Genomic DNA, 21,451 nt, shown 5'->3' on the forward strand with positions numbered 1-21,451 from the left:
ACCTCACATCTTCAAATTGAAGAACCTCACCGCGTTCCTCTCGGTGATTCTCTCGACTTCCTCGAACCCCAGCCCCTTAAGCTTTGCCACCTCTTCAACGGCAACGCGGACGTTGCATGGAGTGTTCCTCTGCCCCTTTACCGGACTCATGTAGGGAGCGTCCGTCTCCACCAGCATGTTTTCGACTTCAATCGCCTCCGCGGCCGCCATTACCTCCGGGATGAAGACTATCCCTGTGTTTATCCCTATGGGGTGCCCGTTTTCTGCTATCTCCCCCGCCAGCTCGACGCTCCCCGCGAAGGAGTGGAAGTATGCCCTAACGCCCGCGCGCTGAACCATCTCAAAGGCCTCCCTTTCGGCCTCGCGGGCGTGTATCACCACTGGAAGCCCCAGTTCGAGGGCCAGCTCAAGGAAGTGCTTGAATATCGCCCTCTGGTTCTCCCTCTGAGTTTCGTTTTCCGCGTAGTGGTAGTCGAGTCCTATCTCCCCTATCGCCGCTATCTCGGCCCTGTGTTCCAGTATGAACTCCTCGACCCGCTTCACCTTCTCCCAGTTGCCGCGCCGTGCCTCGTTCGGATGGTACCCCAGGGTCGGGACGATGAAACCGAAGTACGGCTTCAGCAGCTCCCAGCTCTTCCAGACGTGGGCTTTCCTGTACTCGGTGATTGAGTCCACCACGGCGGCGAGATCCTTCCGACACTCCTCTATCATACGCGGTGCGTCCTTTTTGTAGAACTCGAAGTGGGCGTGGGCATCTATCATGTTCCGCCGTTGGGTTTACCATAGAAAAGCTTTTCCGTTGTTTGACCGACTAATTTACGGGAGGTATTGATAACATGGAAACCAACAACGGTGCCACGGAGCTCATGAAGGACATTGTGAGAGCCCTTCGGGACAAGTCACCGAAGGAGCTTCTAAGCTATGCGATATTCAACGAGGAAGAAGAGGCGAAATACTATGCCAGACTCGCCGAGAGTGTTGACAAGGCCAGCATCAGGGCTCTGTTCCTGAGAATGAGCGAGGAGAGCATGGGGCACCATGACTGGCTTTACGGGCTCTTCAAGAAGCTGTACCCGGATGAGGAACCTGTAAAGGTGGACGCTCCCCCTGTTGAGGTTGCCCCGTTCTACCCGAGGTTCGAAAGCGTTGAGGACTACGTATCCGCCCTCGAGTACTGCATGGAGAGCGAGCTTTTCGCGAGGAAGACTTACGAACTCCTCTCCAAAGTGGCCGAAGATGAGGACACCAGGAACTTCGCCCTCAACCTTGCCGCGATGGAGGATGAGCACTACCTAGCGATACGCAAGATGTACGAGCTCATAATCTCCCTGGAGGAAAAGAACATCGTCCCCACCAAACTCGATCCTGGGGGATACCTCTTCACGGACGACCTCAAGGCCAAGTACTTTCTCCTGGATCTCCTGGAAGGGGATGCGGTTCTCATCGTGGTCATTCGGGAGAAGCCCGAGAAGTTCCTTGAGATGTTTGAGGGAAGGAAGGTTGATGTCATTTGGATGACAAAGACGGATGTTGACCGTTCCATTCGTCCCGAGGCCCTGCCTGCCCTCAAGAACCGGCTGTGCCAGTTTTTCAGGAGGGCATCCGAGAACGGCAAACGCGGAACCGTCTTCATTCAGAACCTCGGCTACATCGCCCTTGAACTGGGATTCAAAAGCATGGTGGACGTGATTTTTTACCTGAAGGACTGCGCCCTCCTCTACAACGGCCATCTCCTTGTAACCGCAGTCAGGGATGCCTTTGAATCCCGCGAGTGGGCGCTCCTCACCTCGGAGCTCAGGGAGGTCTCCTGATCAGAGCTTCCGGGTCTCCCATATTACTTTCCCATCTTTTCTAACGACCTTCAGGATGCGGTGGTACGGTATCTGGGCGTCCCCGACGAAGAAGTAGCCGTGACCGAGCTCTATCATCTCGACGGGGATTTTCTTGACATCGCCGTAGGCACCGCGGTGCTCTATGATGACATAGTAATCTCCCTCGTCCTCCCTGGGGTCGTACTTGAGCTTCGCCAGAACCTCCTTCACGGAGCCCTTCCGCATCAGAGCCACCCCAGGATTTCGTCGATGTTCCCTCTCCAGTCCTTTATGACCCAGCCGTGCCCCGGAAGGCCGAAGTCAACGTCGTAATCCCTGAGCCTTTCGAGGCTCTCCTGGAGCTTCCATCCGTTTCCGGTCGGCAAATCCGTCCTGCCAACCGTGCCGTTGAAGATCGTATCCCCCGTGAACATTACCCTCGTCTCCCCATCGTCGAGGTAGAGGCACGAACTCCCCGCCGTGTGGCCGGGCGTGTGGATCAGCTCAAGCTCCAGGGAGCCGACTTTGAGCGAATCGCCCCCCCTCATGTGGAGGTCAACCCTCTGCGGTTCGAACCTCCTCCCGTAGGAATAGGCCAGAATCACGTAGTCGTCCCCCTTCTCCAGCGTTTTTGCCGTGGTTTCGTGGGCGGCGAAAAGGACGGTCATTCCTTTTCTCCTCAGCCAGTCCGCCAGGGCCATGTTCCCGCCCACGTGATCGAAGTGCTCGTGGGTGTTGAATATCGTAACCCTCTCAACACCGTTGAGGAGACCTTCCCTCTCCCAGATCTCGGCGTAGACGTGCCAGTTAACGCCGGTGCCGGTGTCCACTACGAGGGCCTCTCCCTCGTCCCTCACGAGGTAGACGTTCGAGTCCCAGCCTATGCCCCTCAGCATCATGGTGTGGGGAGGAATCTCAACGGGCACCAGCTCCCTCGGAAACTCCTCGATGGAGCTTATCCTCACGCTTTCACCTCCAAAAAGGGCTCGAGGAGGACCGCCTCCTCATACGGAGCAGATCCCGTCGGGAGGGGTCAAACTCTTCATCGCCCTATCGACTTACGCGGGGGAGGTTTATAAACTCAACCGCGGAGTTGAATTAGGTGACCCAAATGAAAACCGAGCGCGCGAAGGAGATACTCCTTCAGCTTTTGAAGATACCCTCCCCATCGGGAGAGGAAGACAGGATAATGCTTCACATCATGGAGTTTCTGCACAAACTGGACTACGACGTCCACATCGAGAGCGACGGGCAGATAATAGACCTCGTCGTGAACCCCGATGCCGAGCTCTTCTACGAGGTTCACATTGACACGATACCGATCCGCGCGGAGCCCTTCGTGAGGGGCAACATCGTCTACGGAACCGGCTCGAGCGACATAAAGGGTGGCGCCGCTGCCATACTCCTCATGCTCGAGAATCTGCGCAGGGAAGGGAAGGAACTCAACGTCGGCATCGTCTTCGTCAGCGATGAGGAGCTTGGGGGCAGGGGAAGCGCACTCTTCATGGAGAGGTACAAGCCGAAGATGGCCGTCGTCTTAGAGCCGACCGATTTGGAAGTCCACATCGCCCACGCCGGCAACATCGAGGCCTACTTTGAAGTTGACGGCAAAGAAGCCCACGGTGCCTGTCCAGAGAGCGGCATCAACGCTATAGAGGAGACCTACAAGATGCTCGAGGAGATGAAGAAGCTCGAACCCTTCAAGGCCAAGGGCAAGTACTTCGACCCGCACATCGGCATCCAGGAGCTCGTCTGCGAGAACCCCGTCTACCTCATCCCCGCCCTCTGCCGCGGCCGGCTTGAGGCGAGGCTTCTGCCCGACCAGGAAGTCGAGGACATACTCGACCTACTTGACCCCATATTCGACGAGTACACGCTGAAGTACGAGTACACCGAGATATGGGACGGCTACGAGCTTGAGCCGGATGAGGAAATAGTCCAACTGGCTAAAAAGGCCATGGAAGTCACGGACATAGACGAGTTCGGCGGGATGAGAAGCTGGACCGACGCGATAAACTTCATGTACAACGGCACCAAGACGATAGTCTTCGGGCCCGGCAACCTTGATATATCCCACACAAAGAACGAGCACATCGACGTCAGGGACGTGGTAACTGCCAGCGAGTTTTTGAAGGCCCTCAACGAGATTTACGGGAAGGGCGGGTGAGCATTTCTTTTTCCCTTCTTGACCCAACTTTTTTAAGCAAGACCCCCCACCAGTAACTGGTGGGGGGGTTACATCGAAACGCATTTATATATAATCGTGCTTAGACTGACCTCAAACTGCCAACTGATGTGTTAACCTTCATTTTCACCCTTCTCTTTTTCGCTCTCCTTCCTATCCACCCAGAAGCGCCTTGTCCTTATGAACTGCCGCTCCCTCTCCATGAGGGCGACGAGCAGGGCGTCCCCTTTGTACTGGGCCAGAATCCTTGCCGCTGTGTCAGGACCGGTGCCGTAGCTGGCCAGAGCCAGGACCGCCTCGAACCCGTAGGAATCCACAAGGTCTGCAGCTTTCAGCAGCTTCCTGTAGGTTCTCTCCTCCTTCCGCTCCAGCGGCTTCCCGTGGCGAACCTTCTCCAGAACGGGGAGAAACTCTTCCGCGTCAATCGGGTGAGCAACGGCGAGCATCTTCGAGCCGCAACGCGGGCACTGCCTCAGCTTTATATTTTGAAGCCTTACAACCTTCGTCTTCGAGTGCCAGCCGCAGTTGGTGCAGACCAAGACGACCTCGTGGTCGAGCAGTCTCTTCCTGAACAGCTCCAGTATCTCGTCCCTCTCCAGGACGCCGGAGAGCAGGAACTCACCGCCAACGGTCATGTTGAGCCCGGCCAGAGTCGAGGGCTCCCTCCTAAGCTCGGTCTTCACCCTCATCGTGCCCCTCTTGAGCATCTCAAGGACCAGCTCCCCCTTCCTAACGTCAACTTTGTCGTGGTACAGCTCGCTGAGGGTTTCCCTCTCCACCACGGTGCCCTCGAAGAGCCTCTCGATTCTCCTTATCCTGGCGTCCCTCCTCAATGCTCCGAACCGCTTCGCCACGTTGAGCATCCTCCAGCGGTAGGCGTGGGAATCCCTCATGGCGCGGGAGACGATGAACTCCAGGCTCTCCGGTTCCCGGTAGAGGTAGCCCTTTACCTCCTCCGGGTTCAGCTGGAACGGCGTTTTGAATACTATCGCGTGGGCCTGTGAGCGGACTGAGAAAACCCTCCCGTAGCGCAGAATCAGAAGCGAGTGAACCAGCCGTCCGAGGGCCTCGTTGGTCCTGTTCCCGAAATCGGCGTGTATGACGAGCGCCTTGGGCGTGCTCTCGACGACGATATCGCGGTCGGTCGAGAAAGGTTCGTCTTTGATTTCCTCGAAGGCCCTCCTCAGCTCCTCCTCGCTGAACTCGACCCCTTCCAAAAGCCCCTTCGCCTTCTCGAAGTCGAAGCTTAGCTCCCTCTTCAGCCTGCCGACGTCGAGGGCAACGCTGAACGGAACGGGAATCATCTCGCCCTCCCAGCTCGGTATCGCGCTCTCAAGGCTCTTGCTCTCCCTGACCTTCAAAAGCTTCGCCTCGTCATCTATTTTGAGCACTATCCAGCTCCGTCCGTTCATTACGAAGTCCATGCCTTCCTCTAAATCCATTACGAACCTCTCGTCGAGCCTGCCTATAACGTGGCCGCTCCCCGCGTCGAATACCCTCCACGCAACCTCGTCCGGAATCGTCGAGAGGTTCTCGTAGTAGTACTGGAATGCCCCCCTCCTCAGGTAGAGCAGGCCGCTCTCCTCGTCGTAACCTATCAGCCTGGCATCCTCCAAAACGCGGAGAACGTCGAGGTAATCGCTCCAGCTCAAATCCCGGTAAACGTAGGCCCTTTTCGCTATCTCGTAGGGCCTCTCGCGGGGCAGTCTTTTGTACTCGATGAGAAGGCCGACGACGAAATGGGCTAAAACGTCCAGCCCTCCCATCGGCTCGACCGCCTCAAAGCGGCCTTCGAGGGCGTGCTTCGCTATGACGAGGCTCTGAAGGTAGTCCTCGACGTTGGAGGTTATGACGTAGCCCTCGCTCACCTCGCCTATCCTGTGCTTCGCCCTTCCAACGCGCTGAACTAAGCGGTTCACCTGCCTCGGGCTCATGTACTGAATTACAACATCAACGTCGCCTATGTCTATGCCCAGCTCCATCGAGGAGGTACATATCAGGGCCTTGATTTTGCCCTCCTTCAGCGCCCTCTCCGCCTTAACGCGGGCCTCCCTCGAAAGCGAGCCGTGGTGAACCTCGACCGGCTTCTCCCAGGCCTTGAGGCGGTGCGCCAAAATCTCCGCGAACTGGCGCGTGTTGGTGAATATGAGGGCCTTTCCGTGCTCCTCAACTATCTCCCAGAGGAGCCTTAGCCTCGCCGCTATCTCAGGTGAGAGGCTCAGCTTCCTGGCAAGCTCCATGTCCCTCTCGTCGGGCTTCGGATAGAGGACGTGGAAGCGGTAGTTCTTCCTCCAGCTCGGCTTCACTATGACGTCCGCCTTCAGCCACTCCCTCACCTCCTCCTCGTTGCCCACAGTTGCCGTCATGCCTATTCTCCTGAAGTCCGCAATCTCGGCCAGCCTCTCAAGGTTCAGGAGGAGCTGCGCACCGCGCTTGTTGTCCACCAGCTCGGCTATCTCATCGACGATGACGAACTTCACGTTCTCTAGGTGCTTTCTAAGAGACTTAACCGTCAGAATCACCGCGAGAGTTTCGGGGGTTATGATGAGCATCTGCGGGGGGTTCTTCGTCTGCTTCGCCTTCCTGTAAGCCGAGGTGTCACCGTGTCTGACCTCAACGGTTATTCCGAGCCTCTTCCCCCACCATTCAAGCCTCTCGAGCAGGTCCCTGTTGAGGGCCTTGAGCGGGGCTATATAGAGTGCTGAGATTGGTTTAAGCCCCTCCTCAATGATTTCGTTGAAGACGGGCAGAACGGCCGCTTCGGTTTTCCCCGAGCCGGTGGGGGCGATGATTAGAACGCTCTTCCCCGAACTAACCTCGCGGAATGCCCCCATCTGGACCTCGTTGAGCCTTCCGAAGCGCTCTTTGATGACCTTCTTGAGGAGGGTGTGCATGGTTTAAGGGAGAACCTTCACCTCTTGAACTTTACTGTAGTCCCTGTCAAAGGTCGCGATGGCATCAATCCCTCTCTCCACCGCGGTGGCGAGTATCGTGGCGTCGTTTGGAAGGAGGGAACTTCCGCATGAGTCCCCTTATGGCTTCCCAATCGCTCGAGTCTGGTGAGTCCTTTCGATTCTCAAAGCCTGCAGAACGAACTCCATTCTACTCAGGGGTTCCTCAAAAGGCTTGTATCCCCTTTCTTTTAGAATCTCTTTGACCCGGTAGTACGAACGTGCCCCGAAAGTTACCTCGACCGTTTTTCGTATTATCGCATAGCTCAGCTCGTTCAGGACTGTGCCGCTGATGTAGAACTCGTAATCCTTCGACAGAACCTCCTTCGCCTTCGGTGTTAGTCGGTTTTGTAGAAGTAGTTGTACAGGACGTTGGTATCAAGGAGAACCCTCATCGTGGAACTCCCCCCAGGTACTCTTCCACCTCGCTCGCTCTTCCCTCGCCGAGGATTCCAGCCAGCCTTTCAACCAGCTCCTTTCTAGTGAGTATCTTGACCGTGATGGTATCCCCCTCGTGGAGTTCCTTTCCATCGATTATGATAAGCTCCCCCTTTCTATATACCCCTGAGATTACCTCGGACATGCCCACACCCATCTGTATATCATCTGCGGAGTTTATAAGCCCAACCACCGCTAACTTTATAAATCGATATATCGTTCGACATGTCGGTGAAGAGATATGAACGTGACGGGAAATAACGAAACCTACGACCTTAACTATGCCAAAAAGGCCATGCTCGTTGTGATTATCCTCCCACTGCTCGTCATGTACACGGAAGCGATGCTTACACCCGCTCTACCCACCATACAGAAGGAGTTCGCGATAAACCCCAACGACGTCAGCTGGGTTCTCACGATATACCTGCTCGTTGGTACGGTCAGCGTGGCCCTCTTCGGAAAGCTCGGCGACATGTACGGCAAGAAGAAGATGTTTTTAGTTGCTCTGGGCTTCTACACGCTCGGCGTCATCCTGAACGGCTTCGCCCCCAGCTTTGAGTCGCTCCTCATCACGAGGGCAATCCAGGGCTTTGGAATGGCCATATTCCCGCTCGCCTTCGCCCTCGTCCGTGAGGAGTTCCCGCCGAGCATGGTGCCGCAGGTTCAGGGAATGATAAGCGCCATGTTTGGAGTCGGTATGGTCATAGCCCTGCCCCTCGGCGCCTGGGTCACCGAGAACTGGGGATGGAGGTGGACCTACCACACGGCCGCCCCCTTTGCAATCCTGATGTTCATCCTCGCCTGGAAGGTTCTCCGCGAGAGCCGCTACATCAACCCCGGAAAGCTCGACTGGCAGGGCGCTCTGCTCCTCGTCTGGGCCGTCGTGCCGATGCTGGTCGGTGTAACGCGCGCCCCGAACGTTGGCTGGACGGCGACTCAAACGCTCATCCTCTTCGCGGTCTCGATAATTGGCTTCATACTCCTCGCCCGCTGGGAGAGAAAAGTGGAGAACCCGCTCCTTCCCCTCGACATCATAACCTCGCGCAACCCTGCCATAGTGAACGTTGGAATAATGTTCGCGGCCTTCGGAATCTCGATGATGAGCCAGGCGAACACCTACATATTCCAGATGCCGGAACCCTACGGCTTCGGCAAGACGATACTCCAGAGCGGCCTCCTCATGACTCCGCAGGCGCTCGTGATGCTCATAATAGCTCCGCTCGCGGGAAAGATAATGCCAAAGGTCGGTGCAAAGCCCATAGCCCTCACGGGCGCTCTGGTGGCCAGCGCAGGCCTCGCCTTCATGTCAAAATACGCCACCAGCCTCTCGCTGCCGCAGTACGTCGCGATGATAGTAATAGTCGGAACGGGAATAACCCTCATGAACATCTCCCTGATAAACATCCTCGTCTTCAGCGTCCCGCCGAGGATCATGGGCGTCGCGACCGGCGCCAACAGCCTGTTCAGGAACTTCGGCTCGACGTGGGGGCCGGCCATAGCGGGAACCATAATGAGCACCTACTACGTCCTCTTCCACCCGCCCGGAGCACCGGCTTTCGTGCAGATTAAGCTCCCGACGGAGAAGGCCTATGAGGTGCTCTTCGGTGGAGCGGCCGGAGTCTATCTGCTCCTGGCGCTCCTCGTGCTTGCCACAAGAGAGGTCATGAAGGGCGGAAGGATACACGAGGTCGAGAACGAGGGAGAAAAGGAAATAACCGTCGGCTGATTTCTCTTTTACCTCCTTTTATTCTCCCCTGTACGCCCGTAGATACAGCGCCCTTATCTCCTCGGGCTTCGGCTCGACGGGATTGAAGAACACTAATCCGTCGCGGTAGGCTTTTTCGGCCATCTCTTTGACCCTCTCGACGAAGGTCTCCTCATCAACCAGCTCGCCCAGTTTTGGAACGCCAAGCATCTCGTTGAGCTCCCTTACGACCTCAATGAGGTCCTTCGCCGTCTGGAAGCCAAGCTCCCTCGCTATCTCAGCGTAGCGCCTCCTCGCGTAGTCGCTTTTGTTTGCGTTGAACTCCATCACGTAGGGCAGGAATATCGCGTTGAGGAGTCCATGCGGGCCAATCCATGCCGCCTTGTGACTCATCGCGTGACACAGGCCGAGGCGCGCGTTGAGGAAAGCTATCCCCGCCATCGTTGCCGCGTAGTGAACCCTCTCTCGAGCATCCTCGTCGCCCCTAACGGAGAGCGGAAGCCACCGATAAACGGTCTTTATGGCCTTAATCGCCATGGCGTCGCTGAAGGGGTTGGCAACCTTGGTTGTGTAGGCCTCTATCCCGTGGACGAGGACGTCAAGGCCAGAGTTCCGGGCCACCTCGGCTGGCATCGTCCTCGGCAGCCGGGGGTCGAGGATGGCCACGTCGGGCGCTATCTCCGGAGTGACTATGTTATATTTGACGCCGCCCTTCTTCAGCACGCTCGCTCCCGAAACCTCGCTTCCCGCTCCGCTCGTCGAGGGTATTGCTATTAACCTCGTCCTCAGCTTAGGAACCGGCTTCGGCTTCGAAAACCTGTCTATGAATGCTATCTCCTCAAAGTTTAGCTCGGGGGCATCGTAGAAGACCTTCAACGCCTTGGTCGTGTCGATGACGCTTCCCCCACCAAGAGCAACCAGAAGGTCGGGCTCGAACTCCCTAACCTTCGGCAGAAACTCCTCTATGACCTCGACGCTAGGCTCCGCCGGAAGACCCGCTATCGAAAAGACCTCCGCACCGGCCTCCTTCACGTAATCTTCGGCCTCGCTCAGGAAGCCGTGCCTCTTCATCGAGTTGCTGGCCAGGATAAGAACGCGCTCGTGCCCGCTCGCCTCCCTCTTGAGCTTCTCAAGGGAGCCCTCACCCTCAATGAGTTTCGTCTTCAGCCAGAACATCTCCACCACCGGTGAAGATTGGGTGGGCTGGCTTTTAACGTTCTCGGCCGGGTTAACTTCAAGTTCGAAACCTTTCGGTAAGGAAATCCTTTAATTTCTGCCGTTTTAGCCTATATTTGATGCTCGTGAGGGGCAAGGTTATCGGCGAGAAGGTTACCGCACCCTTTGAGATTCTGAAGACTAAGGAGGGCATCTTCCTCAGGGTCGAACTCCCGGGCGAACCCTTTAAGTACTCGACGGACTGCTCCTGCCTGGAACCCCTTGAGCTTCTCGGCCTCCTCCTGCCGGCCATAGAAGAGGAAATCGGAGAGATAAAGGGAGTTTTCGTTGAAGAAGTGGTTGAGGAAAAGAAAGGAAAGGTTCACTCCATTTTGAACAGTCTCTTCAAATTCCTCTCGAAGGGCGGGTAAACGACGCCCTGATCTGTGATTATTCCCGTCAGGTACTTGTGCGGTGTGACATCAAAGGCAGGGTTGTAGACGTCCACATCGGGGGCAATCCTGCAGCCACCGCAGGTGAGAACTTCCTCGGGCTTCCTTTCCTCGATGGGTATCTCCTTCCCGCTCTTGAGGCTCATATCTATCGTTGAGAGTGGGGCGACTGTGAAGAACGGTATCCCGTGCTCTTTGGCAAGGACAGCCAGGGTGTAGGTTCCTATCTTGTTGGCGAAGTCGCCGTTGGCAACTATTCTATCGGCACCCACAATTATCGCGTCAACCTTCCCCTGCTGCATCACGAAGCCCGCCATGTTGTCGGATATAAGCTTGAGCGGAATGCCGTCGTAGTGGTACTCCCAGGCGCTAAGCCTAGCTCCCTGAAGGACCGGCCTCGTCTCGTCCACCCAGAGGAGTTTGAGGCTCCCGTCACGGTTCATCACGCGCAGAACCGCCCCAACGGTTCCGAGCTGAACCGTTGCGAGGCTTCCGGCATTGCAGTGGGTGAGAACGTTTCCCTCGGGCAAAGCCTCTGCTCCGTAGTGACCCATCCTGAGGTTGGCCTCGACGTCTTCGTCCGCTATCCTCTGTGCCTCAGCGACGATGAGCTTTTTAATCTCCTCCAGAGGGCCCTCAAGGTTCTCCTCTACCAGCTTCTTAATCCTGTTGAGTGCCCAGAAGAGGTTTACAGCGGTTGGCCTCGTGTTCTTCAGCCTGTCGTATGCGCTGTAAAAGCCGTCCATGAACTCGTCCCTGGTTTTAGCTTTGCTTGTGTCGGCGTAGAGGGCCAGGCCGAACGCGGCGGCGGCGCCTATCGCCGGGGCACCGCGGACCTTCATCGTCACTATCGCCTCGGCCACCTCATCAACGGTCGTCAGCTCTATCGTCTTGAACTCCCCGGGCAGGAGTCTCTGGTCGATCATGATGACCTTTCCGGTTTCGTAGGTCACGCTCCTCGGGAGCCTCGTGAGTTCCTCCGGTCTGTACCTTATCTCCATAACCACCACCCCAAAGGGTTTAAGGCTCGAGCTTAAATCTCCTTCGGTGATGGAAATGACGCTGAGAATATTTGTTACCGGTCCGGCGGGAGTCGGAAAGACAACACTCGTGGAGAGGGTTGCGAGGGAAGCCGACCGCTGGGGCTACCTCGTTGGTGGAATGATAACGAGGGAAGTGCGGAGGGGAGGAAGGCGCGTGGGATTCAAGATCACCGCCCTCGACAACGGGGAGGAGGGAACCCTGGCCAGCGTTAGGGGCACCTCACACCTTCCGGGCGTTCCCTTTGGGAAGTACGTCGTCCACGTCGATGAAATAAACCGCGTCGGTGTTTCGGCGATAAAACGTGCCCTTGTTGAGGCCGACCTGATAGTCATAGACGAAATCGGCCCGATGGAGTACAAGAGCGACGAGTTCATCCGCGTTGTGGGGGAAGTTCTGAGGTCAGAAAAGCCCCTCTTGGCTGTCGTCCACAGAAGGATGACAGATAAATTCCGACCACTCGGGAAACTCTACACGCTGAGCGTCGAGAACAGAAACAGAGCCTTCGCTGAGGTAATGGACGAAGTTATGAAAGAACTGAAGGGAGTCAGAGGTTGAGGCTGTCCTTGCAGCTCTCGCATATCCACTTCTCGCCGCCCTCGATGTAGACCTTGTAGAGCGGGCCGTACTGTCCGCAGAGCTCGCAGATACCGTAGACCTCGGTCTCCTCGCTGGTTTCCTCCTCACTCTCACTGTTGTACGCGTTGAGCGCAGCGAGAAGGTCCGCCGCGGTGACGAAGCCTATCGGCCTTCCGAGCCTGGTGACGAGAAGTCTCCTGATGCCCTTGTCCATCATCTTGTCGATCGCGTCCTGAACCTCGTAGTCGTCCTCGATGGTTATCGGGTTCTTCGTCATGACCTCCTCGACCTTGACGGTCTTGGGGTCCCTTCCCTTCGCAACGACCTTGTCGAGTATGTCGCGGTCGGTGATTATTCCAACGATCTCGTCGCCTTTAACAACAACCGCGCTCCCTACCTTGTTCTTTGAGAGAATCTTGGCGATCCTGTGGACGGTGTCGTCCGGCTTGACGATAACTGCCTTCCTTTTAACCACTTGTCCCACGGCTATCCTAGGTGCCATTTTATCACCTCGCCAACGGGGGTTGGAGAAGAAACTTAAAAACCTTTTCTTCAACTCCTGTGCTTCATAATGTACGAAATCAGGAGAAACGTTAAGATGAACGCAGCAATGGCCAAGCCCACAGGAACGGCCGTTGCATGGGTTTCAAGGCCGGAACTAGACACCGTGGAGTGAATCGCATGGAGCATGGATTCGGTACTCGTGTTCGTTGCCGATGGGACGATGGCCCTTTCGGATGCCACCATCATCGAGACGTTGTCCGCCGCGGACTTCGTGATTGACTCAGTTGTGCCGCCGGAATTCACGGGGGCGAGTACGTTCCGCGCCGCGGCGTACACACCGGCCGCCACCAGCCCGGCGAGGCCCAGGCTTATAACGTGCAGCTTCTCAAAGCTCATGACGGCTTTCTTCCTCACCTTCGCAACGTTCCTGCGGGGTACGAGGAGTATGGGCCTGTTGGAGGCGCGGTAGAGCTTGACCTCCTGGAGCCTCTTCCCGTACTTCTTCCCCGCCACCTCGATGAGGCCGACCTTGAGCATTTTGTCTATGTGGTATGAGACCGTGGAGATGGGGAGGTTCAGCTCGCGGGATATCTCGCTTATTGACAGCGCCCGGTCTTCCACAAGATGCAGGATGGCTATCGCTTTGTCGTTCATCAGAATCTGAGCGAGCTCCTTGGCCCTTTCGTCGTGTATGTCTATCGTCTCATAGTCCAAACGGCGCCACCTGGGAAGAATACGGTGAGGACGTATTAAAGCTTTTCACAGCTTCAAGCCAGTTTGAAGCGTCAGAAGAGCCCCGAAGGAAAAGGAAAGGGGGTCAAATTCACGGCTTCTCCATAACGATCTCGATGGTCGAGGTGTTGGCGGTCCTGCCGTCGGCGGTCGGGAGCTCCTCGGTGCCGATCCTGATCTCCTTGACCCTGACCTCTGGGAGGAACCTGTTCCTGACGATCTCGGCGACATCGACGGCCCTGCTGATGGCCCTACCGCGAGCCTTGACGCTGACCTCCTTGGCGCCCTCGTTGAACTGGGTTATCACAGCGAGGACGTAGTTCATAACCGGCTTCTTTCCAATGTAGACGACGTGCTCCTCAGCCATTTCTGGCACCTCCGGAAGTTTTGTCGTTAGGCTATCGTCGGGTTCCGGTTAAATACTTTTCGGTCGTTTAATAGCGTTATTGAACACTCCTGTGGCTCCGATGAGCGAATCAAATGACCAACCATGTTCCTGCAAATTCATGTTAAGCGAAAGGTTTTAAGGTCCAGAAATTGCCATATGGTTGGTGATAAAATGGCCGTTCACCCGATTGATTACCGCTACGGGAGCGAGGAAATGAGGCGCATCTGGGACGAGGAGAACAAACTCCAAAAACTCCTCGATGTGGAGGCGGCTCTGGCAAGGGCCCACGCGAAGGTTGGCAACATCCCCGAGGATAGTGCCCGCGTGATTTCCGAGAGGGCCAACACGAAGTGGGTGAAGCTCGACCGCGTCAAGGAAATAGAGGCTGAGATACACCACGACATAATGGCCGTCGTCAAAGCCCTGAGCGAGGTCTGCGGCGAGCACGGCAAGTACGTCCACCTCGGCGCCACTTCCAACGATATAATAGACACCGCCAACGCCCTTCTCATAAAGGAGAGCCTGGAGATAGTGGAGAACGACCTCAGGGAGACACGCTCGATTCTCAAGAACCTCGCCAGAGAGCACAAGTACACCGTCTGCATAGGAAGGACCCACGGTCAGCACGCGGTTCCAACGACCTACGGCATGAAGTTCGCGATATGGCTCGACGAGATACAGAGGCACTTGGACAGGATAGAAGAGCTGAAGGAAAGAATTCTGGTCGGCCAGATGAGCGGTGCCGTCGGGACGATGGCAAGCTTTGGGGACAAGGGTCTCGAGATACAGCGCCTCGTTATGGAGGATCTCGGGCTAAAGCCAGCCAGGATAAGCAACCAGATAATCCAGCGCGACGTCTATGCGGAGCTTATGGCGGTTCTCGCTCTCATCGCCTCGACCCTTGACAAGATTGCCCTGGAGATAAGGAACCTCCAGAGGACCGAGATACTCGAGATCAGCGAGCCCTTCGGGAAGAAACAGGTGGGCTCTTCAACAATGCCCCACAAGAGGAACCCCATCAGGAGCGAGAAGGTGAGCGGTTTGGCGAGGGTCTTGTACTCGAACGTTTTCCCGGCCCTGCTCAACAACCCCCTCTGGCACGAGAGAGACCTCACAAACTCCTCCGTTGAGCGCGTTATCCTCCCCGAGAGCTTTGTCCTCCTTGATGAAATGCTGAAGAGCATTAAGAAAGTTCTTGCCGGCCTGGAGTTCTTCCCGGAGAACATTGAAAGGAACCTCTACATGACCAACAACCTCATCATGGCCGAGCCGCTGATGCTGAAGCTGACGGAGAAAGGTATGGGAAGACAGGAGGCTCATGAACTCGTCAGACAGCTCGCTATGAATGCGTTTGGAGAGAACAGAGACCTGATCGAGGTTGCCAAGGAAAACGAAGATGTGAGAAAGTTCTTAACTAAGGACGATTTTGAGATCCTGAAGCCGGAGAACTACATAGGGATGGCCCCGCAGATAGTCGATAACGTAATCGCGTGGATAGAGGCGAAAGAGCGAAAAGAAGTGCTGTGAGGCTTTAATTTCTTACTTTTTGTTCTCTGCATCGTCTTTGTTGCCCCGTCATCATCGTCGAATTTATCTCTCAAATTTTTGGGCGAATTATTATGCTTAGTTATAGTAATTTTTGTGTTTTCAATTTAGATTGTTATTTGCATTCATTATATATTGTGCATTTAATTCTTTGCTTATTTGGTCTAAAAATTACTTATTAAAATATTAAAAAATTTGGATTTTTGACTATCTTTTAGTGCAATTTGCACAATTATTTTGTGTGGGACAAAATGTGTGGCTGTCATATACCGGCGAGTGAGTTTGTTCCTGCCAGTGGACTTGGGACAGTGGCAGTAGCCCTCACGGCTGGATTGACACTACCTTTAATTGTAACCAATTTTTGGTCTTTAGAAGCCAGACCTTGTAGATAAAATCCCCTGATTCAGAGAAGGTGTCCATAGTTGTGCCCCACTACCAGTTGGCTGGGGTAATTAGTTGCTGCTATATGTGCCGCTTAGTTTGTGTTGTTCCAATCATCCCCGTACGCGGGTAGTTGCATTTGTAATTACGACAGTAAAATCCTCCACGGTGAGTTTGGTGCAAGTTGATGGGGTCATGACGCTCACACGGCCTCTAGTAGGTGGATCCTTAATTCGCAGTGGACTCTGTGGATGGGCTGGTGCAGTTCGCAGGAACCTAAAACTCATAAACTTGGGGCATGTAATGAATGCCCCTCTGCAGTTTATCCCTCGACCCCTCTGTTTCTGTCCTTCTTAATGTTCTTGTATGTTCACAGGTTTTAGATATAAGGCACATTATAGGAAAATTAAATAAAGTAGTAAATACTAACAAAGGGCGACAGTGGGGTCGCGGGTAGTTATTTGCCGGTGCCAGTGCAGGTGTGCCAAGTCCTTAGGCTCCGGAGGATTCTGGATTGTGGGGATACTCATATAAAGGCCCCCCATGAATACGCCTCGTCGTGTTGAATACGGCGCTGCTTTTGTACTCACACCGGAGGTGTCCAACGAATGAAAGATACCAAGACCCCCAAATGCACCGCCCCTGGATACAAGTGCCTGGGGCCGCTGGCCGAGGAGATAATCCTCGCGAAGCTTGAGCGGGCCTCCCCTGTGCGTGATTCAATCAGCCCGTTCTTCCGAGAGAACTACAGGACCAAGCACCTTGAGTTTGTCATACCGTTTAAAGCCCTCACCAGTATGGAGAAGCATGTCCTCAAGGAGGCGGGATATCCCGAGAGGCTTGTGCGGGGAGACGAGAATGCGGGACTGGCTAAGGCCTTTGTTATCGATGTGCGGGCGATTGAGGCCACGTCCCCAGGGCTGGCGGAGGCAATACTCTCAGCGTATAGGGGGCTGTGATCGGCAGTTGCTGCTTACATGGGTTGACGATACGTGCGGGTGTGTGTTGCTCCCGCACATTTCTAGTATCTTACCTGTGTGTCCCATTTGGGCTGTATGGTTGTACACATTTTGCCAGATTTTACTTTTTTTGGCAGTAGATTTTTTGGATTTCTTAACTTCTTAAATGGTAAAAATATAAGTCATAATAAATTTCCAAAATTTTTATTATATGCAATTTTAAAACTAACCACTCGAATATGAAGTTTGTATTAATAAAGAAATACAAGTACTTTTAATTACGTTTTTGAAAAGTAAGAATTCACCCAAAAATTTGAGAGATAACTCCGACACAAAAGTTAGGCGAGCCTAAAATCCCTAATCGGCAGGAGAACAGCTGGATCGGCAAATATTCGGCAATAAGAACTGCTTTCAAGAATATAGCCGACTATAACTCTTCTTCGCCAGGAGTTTTCGGGACCTCGTTTCCCTGGGGTAAAATTATGAGCTCCCTTCCCTCCACCAGCATCTGGGCGACTTTTTTCCGGGCCGAGCTCAGGGCCCTCCACACGGTGCCGCGGGAGACTCCCATTCTCTTTCCAGCTTCTTCCTGCGTCAGCCCTTCGTGATCCACCAGCCTGAGAGCTTCGAATTCTTCGTATGTCATGAAAATCGGAGGCTTGGGCTGGCCCATAGGGGGTAACGCGGGATAGAAATGCCTAACCTCCGGAACGAATCCTATCATCCTCAGCTTCCTTCTCCTCCCCCTTCCGCGGCCCCAGCCGGGTCCCATTCCCATCGGCATGGCTATCAAAGACCTTTGAGCTTTGGGGTTTATAGGCTTTCCCCCGCCCAGTAAGGGTTATAACTCCCTCCCGCGAACCCCTTGGTGGTGAGAGATATGGGATTCCACGTGACCGAGAGGAAGATAGGATGGCACAAGGACTTTGACAGCTCACATTTTCTTGCCCTGCCCTACGAGAGCAAGTGCCTCAGAATACACGGGCACACTTACAACGTGGACGTCGAGATATGGGGTGACCTCAACGAGAACGGCATGATATTCGACTTCAACCACCTCAGCAGGCTTATCAAGCTCCTCGACCACAGGATCATCGCGAGCGAGAGCTGGGTTGTGGAGAGGAAAGGGGATGGTATCATTATTGAGAAGAATGGAAAACGCCTGGAGCTGCCCCCGGATGAGGCTGTAATCCTCAACAAACCGAACGTTACCGCCGAGTACATAGCGGAGTGGTTCGCGGAGAGAATAGCAGAGAAAGCAGGAGACAACGTAAAGAAAATCCGTGTGAAAATCTGGGAGGATCCGCGGAGCTACGCGGAGGTAACCCTTGAGAGATGACTCTTAACGTCCTTTTTGCCTTTGTCTCTATTTTGAAACCGGGCAGAGAGGAAACCCGTAAATAGAAAGACGTCAACTTTTCTTCGAGGCGATTTTATGAAGTGGGTGACCCGTGAACACGTCCACGTTGATCGCGTGGCGTGCCCCTGGCTTATAAAGCGTTTTATCGACCCCGAGGCGGAGTTTATCTTCGTGCCCCGCGATACTGACCCCGCAACAATCACTGAGGGAATACCCTTTGATTTTAAGGGGGTTGAGCTTGGTCATCACGACGGAAAATGCTCCTTCGACGCTTTCGTTGAAAAGTACAACATAACCGACCCCGCAGTTCTGAAGATTGCCGAGATAGTTCGGGAGGCCGATACTCACGTCGAGAACCCTCAGCCCTTGGCGGTTGCCCTCGATATACTCGCGAGAGGGTACAGGATGATATGTAAGGACGACTATGAAACCCTCGAGAAGGAGTTTTACCTCTACGATGCCATGTACGCCTACTTTAAGAAGCAGATTGAGGAAGGAAAGGCTTAGCAGCCCCTCTCCCTTTTTTCAGGGGGTACCTCCTCGATTCCACAGTTTTTGTAGACCTTTGTGAGTATCTCTCCAGCCTTCTTCTTGAGTTCGCTGAAATACTCCTCCTCGAAGGTTTCTTCCGCTTCGATCGTTAGCAGGTAGGCGGTTTTCATGTATGCTGGACCCAGCTCGCAGTCGGATTTTTCCACAATTTTCTCCGCTATATCCACGAGGTAGCCGACGAACGAATGCAGGAGCCGTCTGTAATCGTTCTCGAAGCCGTTTTCGTTGAGCCAGCCCTTGAGGGTCAGGAAGACCTTAAACGCCGGCACTTCGACCTTTTCGTCCCCGTAGCGGCGGTATCTGATGAGGAGGTACTGGAATATTGAGATGAGGAACTTTCCAACATCGGCCTTCGTTCCGCCGTTTTCCTCAACGAACTCCTCGAATTCCCTTAAACCGGTTTTCCCGCTCTCGAGGAAGGCCTCCAGCACCGCCGCGTAGGGTGTTGAGTACTGGGAGAAGGCAACCTCGCCGAATTCAGGAATCTCGGGGAAGATGCGCATTATCGCTCCTTTGGTCTCCATTTCTTTCACCCAAAACCGTTAAATCCAGGGAGACTTATTAGCTTTGAGGTGGGTACCGTGAGGTTCTCGAGGGGCAGAAATTTCCTGTTCAAGGTTCCCGAGGGGGAGGAGCTCCTGAAGTTCATAAACGAATTTGCAAAGAAGAACAACGTCCTGATCGGGACGGTCAGCGCCATCGGGAGTTTGAGGAACCCGAAGATAGGTTACTTCGATGAGGCTGCGGGGGAGTACAAGGTCACCGAGCTGACCGGTACCTATGAGCTGGTCTCCCTCGCAGGCAACATAAGTGTCAAGGACGGTGAGCCGTTCGCCCACATCCACGTTGCCTTGGGCGACTCCGACGGCATGCTCTACGGCGGTCATCTTGTTGAAGGAGAGGTTTTCGTGGCCGAGGTTTTCATGCAGGAACTCCTCGGCGAGCTGCTTGAGAGAACGCCGCAGGAGAATGGATTGGCGCTGTGGGACGAGATCAGCCTTTAAGCTCTCTAACTCTTTTCGGCGAAGAATTTCTCCCACAGCAGCGCGTAGTGCCAGATTATCATGGCGAAGATTCCGGTGAACTCGGCAATGGCGACGCCGCTGAAGGTCTTAAACGCCCACCTCGCGAGGAGAACTTCTGCGGTAAAGAGCAGAACGGTGAAGGCTCCGAATCTTCCCCGACCTTCGAGCCAGAGGCTGGCTCCGGCTATCAGGAATCCGACGCTCCCGGCCAGAAAGAACCCCCAGCTGACGTGGTAGTGCGGTTCGGTTCCTTCCGGAAAGACCGCTATTCCCGCCAGGAAAGCCAGCCCAATGATGAAAACACCGATCCCAAGCTTGGAGACGGGATTTGTAATCTCCTTGAAAAGACCCACTGCGTAATAGATGGCAAGAACCGCGGATATGAACAGCGGGACGTTCATTACCCAGCTGTACGGAAGGCCGACTTTTCCCAGGTCGCTTATCGCGTTGTCCGTGAGCCGCCACCAGGAGCGGTTTATGATGATTGCCACCCCTATCCCGCCGAGAGCAATGGGAGGAGAAAGAATGCCGGCCCACAGCTGGCTCTTTTTCATTCACAGTCACCCCTCGTAGAAGACCCGGCAGTGCTGGACGTACTTCTCCTTCTCCAGCAGGAAGACTGCCACTAAATCACCTCGGCATTATTCTCGGCGGCATCCTATAAAAACCTCCCGCGGCGTTACTGGGTAAACGCCCACCTAGCGCTCCTCCCAAGACTCACGACCGCGATAACGCTCGCAAAGGCCCAGAGAGCCATGATGACCGCAACGCCGAGCTCCGGCAGCACGAACGTTTTGATTGAGGTAAATATCGTTGCAGAGATTACGAAAACCCCCGCAAGTTCAATGAGCCTTCTAATCCCGGGCCTGTATTCCATGATCTCGACCTCTCCATGCTCTCGGGACTTCTTTAGGGCGCGGTACAGCAGGAAAAATGTGGCAGCATAGAGAAGCCAGATTGGAACCTGGGCGGAGACCTCAGGGAGGGCTTCCCTTCTCAGCAGGGAGCCGAAGATGATGTAGTATGCCAAGAGAACGATTAACAGGGGTTTTAGCTCCTTTGACGTTGGAAGGAGCCCCTTCATGTCATGACGTTTGCCTTTAAAACGCTCCAACCACAGGTAGATTAGTACGATCAGGAACGCCGAGGAGGAGAACGTGGAGAGGAACGAATGGAGCGGAGTAGGGGCGTTTGAGGATTCGACGATGCCGAGGAGTGCGGCGGTAATGTGCGGATGTCTAAGCACGATATCTGGGAGAATCTTCCTCCCCGAAGTCAGGAGCTCCGCGACTCCAACTGGGATTATGAACGACATGAACGGGTGCCAGAAGAGCACCACGACGAGAACCTCGAAGATTCCGACGCCGCCAATCTTGAGGAAGGAGTCCCACTCCGGGTTCCACACCACTTTGGTTATGTACGCCTCGTAGAGGCCGAAGAGTATCCCTGCGAGGTAGAGGGTCTCGAACCGAGGCTTCCCAAAGCGGTAGACGATTCCCGCGAGAACCAATGTGTGGAGGCCGTAGAGGGGAAGGAGGGAGATTATTCCCCAGGGAGTGAAGTACGGATAGAGGTATGAAGCCACCGTCACCTCGGCAAAGAAGACTGACAGCGAGGCGAGGAGAAGCCAGAAGAAGTACCTCCGCATTCCCCGCTCGCCCGTTGTGTGTTTCATAAGGGTGTTTATC

At 54.7% G+C, this 21,451-nt stretch carries 25 protein-coding genes; 10 read left to right on the forward strand and 15 right to left on the reverse strand.

All coding sequences use genetic code 11. The annotated features are described in order from the left end of the window. Window positions 1-3: 3 nt before the first annotated feature. Window positions 4-762, reverse strand: a complete 759-nt coding sequence (locus GQS_RS00285) for a YchF/TatD family DNA exonuclease (protein WP_014011647.1) — start codon at window positions 760-762, stop codon at window positions 4-6. Window positions 763-836: 74 nt separating this feature from the next. Here GQS_RS00285 and GQS_RS00290 point away from each other — a divergent pair, with 74 nt between their 5' ends. Beyond that, window positions 837-1,811, forward strand: coding sequence for a DUF835 domain-containing protein (locus tag GQS_RS00290; protein WP_014011648.1), 975 nt, complete (start codon window positions 837-839; stop codon window positions 1,809-1,811). Here the strand turns inward: GQS_RS00290 and GQS_RS00295 are convergent, their stop codons facing one another. Both GQS_RS00295 and GQS_RS00300 read right to left on the reverse strand, forming a co-directional pair. Further along, window positions 1,812-2,057, reverse strand: a complete 246-nt coding sequence (locus tag GQS_RS00295) for a DUF504 domain-containing protein (protein WP_014011649.1) — start codon at window positions 2,055-2,057, stop codon at window positions 1,812-1,814. Further along, entirely contained in the window at window positions 2,057-2,776 is a 720-nt protein-coding gene (locus tag GQS_RS00300) for an MBL fold metallo-hydrolase (RefSeq protein ID WP_014011650.1), read from the reverse strand. The genes GQS_RS00295 and GQS_RS00300 overlap by 1 nt, the downstream gene beginning before the upstream one ends. Window positions 2,777-2,922: 146 nt before the next feature. On the opposite strand from GQS_RS00300, the gene GQS_RS00305 reads away from it, so the two are divergent. Then, the gene (locus tag GQS_RS00305; RefSeq protein ID WP_014011651.1) at window positions 2,923-3,978 is read left to right on the forward strand and encodes a M20/M25/M40 family metallo-hydrolase; all 1,056 of its coding nucleotides are present in this window, start codon (window positions 2,923-2,925) and stop codon (window positions 3,976-3,978) included. A gap of 131 nt (window positions 3,979-4,109) precedes the next feature. Here the strand turns inward: GQS_RS00305 and GQS_RS00310 are convergent, their stop codons facing one another. The 3 genes from GQS_RS00310 to GQS_RS00315 all read right to left on the reverse strand — a co-directional run bounded on the left by GQS_RS00310 (window position 4,110) and on the right by GQS_RS00315 (window position 7,530). Continuing rightward, window positions 4,110-6,890: a DEAD/DEAH box helicase gene (locus GQS_RS00310; RefSeq protein WP_014011652.1), complete on the reverse strand. Its 2,781-nt coding sequence runs from the start codon at window positions 6,888-6,890 to the stop codon at window positions 4,110-4,112. A gap of 3 nt (window positions 6,891-6,893) precedes the next feature. After that, a complete protein-coding gene (locus GQS_RS11130) occupies window positions 6,894-6,971 on the reverse strand; it encodes a hypothetical protein (protein WP_369782832.1) in 78 nt (25 codons plus the stop codon). Between the two features lie 367 nt (window positions 6,972-7,338). Further along, on the reverse strand, window positions 7,339-7,530 hold the full coding sequence (locus GQS_RS00315) for an antitoxin family protein (RefSeq protein WP_148236340.1): 192 nt from the start codon (window positions 7,528-7,530) through the stop codon (window positions 7,339-7,341). A 96-nt stretch (window positions 7,531-7,626) separates the two neighbouring features. Here GQS_RS00315 and GQS_RS00320 point away from each other — a divergent pair, with 96 nt between their 5' ends. Next, complete coding sequence (locus GQS_RS00320; protein WP_014011654.1) at window positions 7,627-9,111, forward strand: MFS transporter; 1,485 nt, start codon at window positions 7,627-7,629, stop codon at window positions 9,109-9,111. 18 nt (window positions 9,112-9,129) lie between these two features. Here GQS_RS00320 and GQS_RS00325 read toward each other — a convergent pair whose 3' ends face one another. Continuing rightward, on the reverse strand, window positions 9,130-10,266 hold the full coding sequence (locus GQS_RS00325; RefSeq protein WP_014011655.1) for an iron-containing alcohol dehydrogenase: 1,137 nt from the start codon (window positions 10,264-10,266) through the stop codon (window positions 9,130-9,132). Window positions 10,267-10,385: 119 nt separating this feature from the next. Here GQS_RS00325 and GQS_RS00330 point away from each other — a divergent pair, with 119 nt between their 5' ends. After that, window positions 10,386-10,676 carry a hypothetical protein gene (locus GQS_RS00330; RefSeq protein WP_014011656.1) on the forward strand — a complete coding sequence of 97 codons (291 nt, stop codon included), beginning with the start codon at window positions 10,386-10,388 and terminating at the stop codon, window positions 10,674-10,676. Here GQS_RS00330 and mtnA read toward each other — a convergent pair. Continuing rightward, entirely contained in the window at window positions 10,628-11,698 is a 1,071-nt protein-coding gene (gene mtnA, locus GQS_RS00335; RefSeq protein ID WP_014011657.1) for an S-methyl-5-thioribose-1-phosphate isomerase, read from the reverse strand. The two genes, GQS_RS00330 and mtnA, sit on opposite strands and share 49 nt — an antisense overlap. A 55-nt stretch (window positions 11,699-11,753) precedes the next feature. Between mtnA and GQS_RS00340 the strand changes: the two genes are divergently transcribed. After that, on the forward strand, window positions 11,754-12,296 hold the full coding sequence (locus GQS_RS00340; RefSeq protein ID WP_014011658.1) for an NTPase: 543 nt from the start codon (window positions 11,754-11,756) through the stop codon (window positions 12,294-12,296). On the opposite strand, the gene GQS_RS00345 is transcribed toward GQS_RS00340, so the two are convergent. The 3 genes from GQS_RS00345 to albA form a co-directional block, all read right to left on the reverse strand. After that, the gene (locus GQS_RS00345) at window positions 12,286-12,819 is read right to left on the reverse strand and encodes a cyclic nucleotide-binding/CBS domain-containing protein (RefSeq protein WP_014011659.1); all 534 of its coding nucleotides are present in this window, start codon (window positions 12,817-12,819) and stop codon (window positions 12,286-12,288) included. The genes GQS_RS00340 and GQS_RS00345 overlap by 11 nt on opposite strands. 50 nt (window positions 12,820-12,869) lie before the next feature. After that, on the reverse strand, window positions 12,870-13,535 hold the full coding sequence (locus tag GQS_RS00350) for a transcriptional regulator (RefSeq protein ID WP_014011660.1): 666 nt from the start codon (window positions 13,533-13,535) through the stop codon (window positions 12,870-12,872). Window positions 13,536-13,644: 109 nt separating this feature from the next. Continuing rightward, window positions 13,645-13,920 carry a DNA-binding protein Alba gene (gene albA, locus GQS_RS00355; protein WP_014011661.1) on the reverse strand — a complete coding sequence of 92 codons (276 nt, stop codon included), beginning with the start codon at window positions 13,918-13,920 and terminating at the stop codon, window positions 13,645-13,647. Between the two features lie 192 nt (window positions 13,921-14,112). Here albA and purB point away from each other — a divergent pair, with 192 nt between their 5' ends. Continuing rightward, a complete protein-coding gene (purB, locus tag GQS_RS00360; RefSeq protein ID WP_014011662.1) occupies window positions 14,113-15,468 on the forward strand; it encodes an adenylosuccinate lyase in 1,356 nt (451 codons plus the stop codon). Window positions 15,469-16,475: 1,007 nt separating this feature from the next. Beyond that, on the forward strand, window positions 16,476-16,826 hold the full coding sequence (locus GQS_RS00365; RefSeq protein ID WP_014011663.1) for a hypothetical protein: 351 nt from the start codon (window positions 16,476-16,478) through the stop codon (window positions 16,824-16,826). Window positions 16,827-17,253: 427 nt separating this feature from the next. On the opposite strand, the gene GQS_RS00370 is transcribed toward GQS_RS00365, so the two are convergent. After that, window positions 17,254-17,610, reverse strand: coding sequence for a DUF134 domain-containing protein (locus tag GQS_RS00370; protein WP_014011664.1), 357 nt, complete (start codon window positions 17,608-17,610; stop codon window positions 17,254-17,256). Between the two features lie 96 nt (window positions 17,611-17,706). Between GQS_RS00370 and GQS_RS00375 the strand changes: the two genes are divergently transcribed. After that, complete coding sequence (locus GQS_RS00375) at window positions 17,707-18,165, forward strand: 6-carboxytetrahydropterin synthase (protein ID WP_014011665.1); 459 nt, start codon at window positions 17,707-17,709, stop codon at window positions 18,163-18,165. A gap of 96 nt (window positions 18,166-18,261) precedes the next feature. Beyond that, window positions 18,262-18,693: a chromate resistance protein ChrB domain-containing protein gene (locus tag GQS_RS00380; protein WP_014011666.1), complete on the forward strand. Its 432-nt coding sequence runs from the start codon at window positions 18,262-18,264 to the stop codon at window positions 18,691-18,693. Here GQS_RS00380 and GQS_RS00385 read toward each other — a convergent pair. Further along, window positions 18,690-19,262: a hypothetical protein gene (locus tag GQS_RS00385; protein WP_014011667.1), complete on the reverse strand. Its 573-nt coding sequence runs from the start codon at window positions 19,260-19,262 to the stop codon at window positions 18,690-18,692. The genes GQS_RS00380 and GQS_RS00385 overlap by 4 nt on opposite strands. Before the next feature lie 57 nt (window positions 19,263-19,319). On the opposite strand from GQS_RS00385, the gene GQS_RS00390 reads away from it, so the two are divergent. After that, the gene (locus tag GQS_RS00390) at window positions 19,320-19,742 is read left to right on the forward strand and encodes a PPC domain-containing DNA-binding protein (RefSeq protein ID WP_014011668.1); all 423 of its coding nucleotides are present in this window, start codon (window positions 19,320-19,322) and stop codon (window positions 19,740-19,742) included. A 5-nt stretch (window positions 19,743-19,747) separates the two neighbouring features. On the opposite strand, the gene GQS_RS00395 is transcribed toward GQS_RS00390, so the two are convergent. Then, window positions 19,748-20,317 carry a DUF998 domain-containing protein gene (locus GQS_RS00395; RefSeq protein ID WP_014011669.1) on the reverse strand — a complete coding sequence of 190 codons (570 nt, stop codon included), beginning with the start codon at window positions 20,315-20,317 and terminating at the stop codon, window positions 19,748-19,750. 125 nt (window positions 20,318-20,442) lie between these two features. Then, entirely contained in the window at window positions 20,443-21,411 is a 969-nt protein-coding gene (locus GQS_RS00400) for a hypothetical protein (protein WP_048056600.1), read from the reverse strand. Window positions 21,412-21,451: the final 40 nt, after the last annotated feature.

Source organism: Thermococcus sp. 4557 (assembly GCF_000221185.1).
Lineage (GTDB): Archaea > Methanobacteriota_B > Thermococci > Thermococcales > Thermococcaceae > Thermococcus.

Coding starts and splice junctions, on each gene's coding strand:
- GQS_RS00370 (WP_014011664.1), bottom strand. CDS start 17,610: ATGCCGATGGGAATGGGACCCGGCTGGGGCCGCGGAAGGGGGAGGAGA.
- GQS_RS00375 (WP_014011665.1), top strand. CDS start 17,707: ATGGGATTCCACGTGACCGAGAGGAAGATAGGATGGCACAAGGACTTT.
- albA (WP_014011661.1), bottom strand. CDS start 13,920: ATGGCTGAGGAGCACGTCGTCTACATTGGAAAGAAGCCGGTTATGAAC.
- GQS_RS00380 (WP_014011666.1), top strand. CDS start 18,262: ATGAAGTGGGTGACCCGTGAACACGTCCACGTTGATCGCGTGGCGTGC.
- GQS_RS00340 (WP_014011658.1), top strand. CDS start 11,754: ATGACGCTGAGAATATTTGTTACCGGTCCGGCGGGAGTCGGAAAGACA.
- GQS_RS00365 (WP_014011663.1), top strand. CDS start 16,476: ATGAAAGATACCAAGACCCCCAAATGCACCGCCCCTGGATACAAGTGC.
- GQS_RS00345 (WP_014011659.1), bottom strand. CDS start 12,819: ATGGCACCTAGGATAGCCGTGGGACAAGTGGTTAAAAGGAAGGCAGTT.
- GQS_RS00315 (WP_148236340.1), bottom strand. CDS start 7,530: ATGTCCGAGGTAATCTCAGGGGTATATAGAAAGGGGGAGCTTATCATA.
- GQS_RS00330 (WP_014011656.1), top strand. CDS start 10,386: ATGCTCGTGAGGGGCAAGGTTATCGGCGAGAAGGTTACCGCACCCTTT.
- mtnA (WP_014011657.1), bottom strand. CDS start 11,698: ATGGAGATAAGGTACAGACCGGAGGAACTCACGAGGCTCCCGAGGAGC.
- GQS_RS00295 (WP_014011649.1), bottom strand. CDS start 2,057: ATGCGGAAGGGCTCCGTGAAGGAGGTTCTGGCGAAGCTCAAGTACGAC.
- GQS_RS00325 (WP_014011655.1), bottom strand. CDS start 10,266: ATGTTCTGGCTGAAGACGAAACTCATTGAGGGTGAGGGCTCCCTTGAG.
- GQS_RS00385 (WP_014011667.1), bottom strand. CDS start 19,262: ATGGAGACCAAAGGAGCGATAATGCGCATCTTCCCCGAGATTCCTGAA.
- GQS_RS00310 (WP_014011652.1), bottom strand. CDS start 6,890: ATGCACACCCTCCTCAAGAAGGTCATCAAAGAGCGCTTCGGAAGGCTC.
- purB (WP_014011662.1), top strand. CDS start 14,113: ATGGCCGTTCACCCGATTGATTACCGCTACGGGAGCGAGGAAATGAGG.
- GQS_RS00320 (WP_014011654.1), top strand. CDS start 7,627: ATGAACGTGACGGGAAATAACGAAACCTACGACCTTAACTATGCCAAA.
- GQS_RS00395 (WP_014011669.1), bottom strand. CDS start 20,317: ATGAAAAAGAGCCAGCTGTGGGCCGGCATTCTTTCTCCTCCCATTGCT.
- GQS_RS00290 (WP_014011648.1), top strand. CDS start 837: ATGGAAACCAACAACGGTGCCACGGAGCTCATGAAGGACATTGTGAGA.
- GQS_RS00400 (WP_048056600.1), bottom strand. CDS start 21,411: ATGCGGAGGTACTTCTTCTGGCTTCTCCTCGCCTCGCTGTCAGTCTTC.
- GQS_RS00305 (WP_014011651.1), top strand. CDS start 2,923: ATGAAAACCGAGCGCGCGAAGGAGATACTCCTTCAGCTTTTGAAGATA.
- GQS_RS00285 (WP_014011647.1), bottom strand. CDS start 762: ATGATAGATGCCCACGCCCACTTCGAGTTCTACAAAAAGGACGCACCG.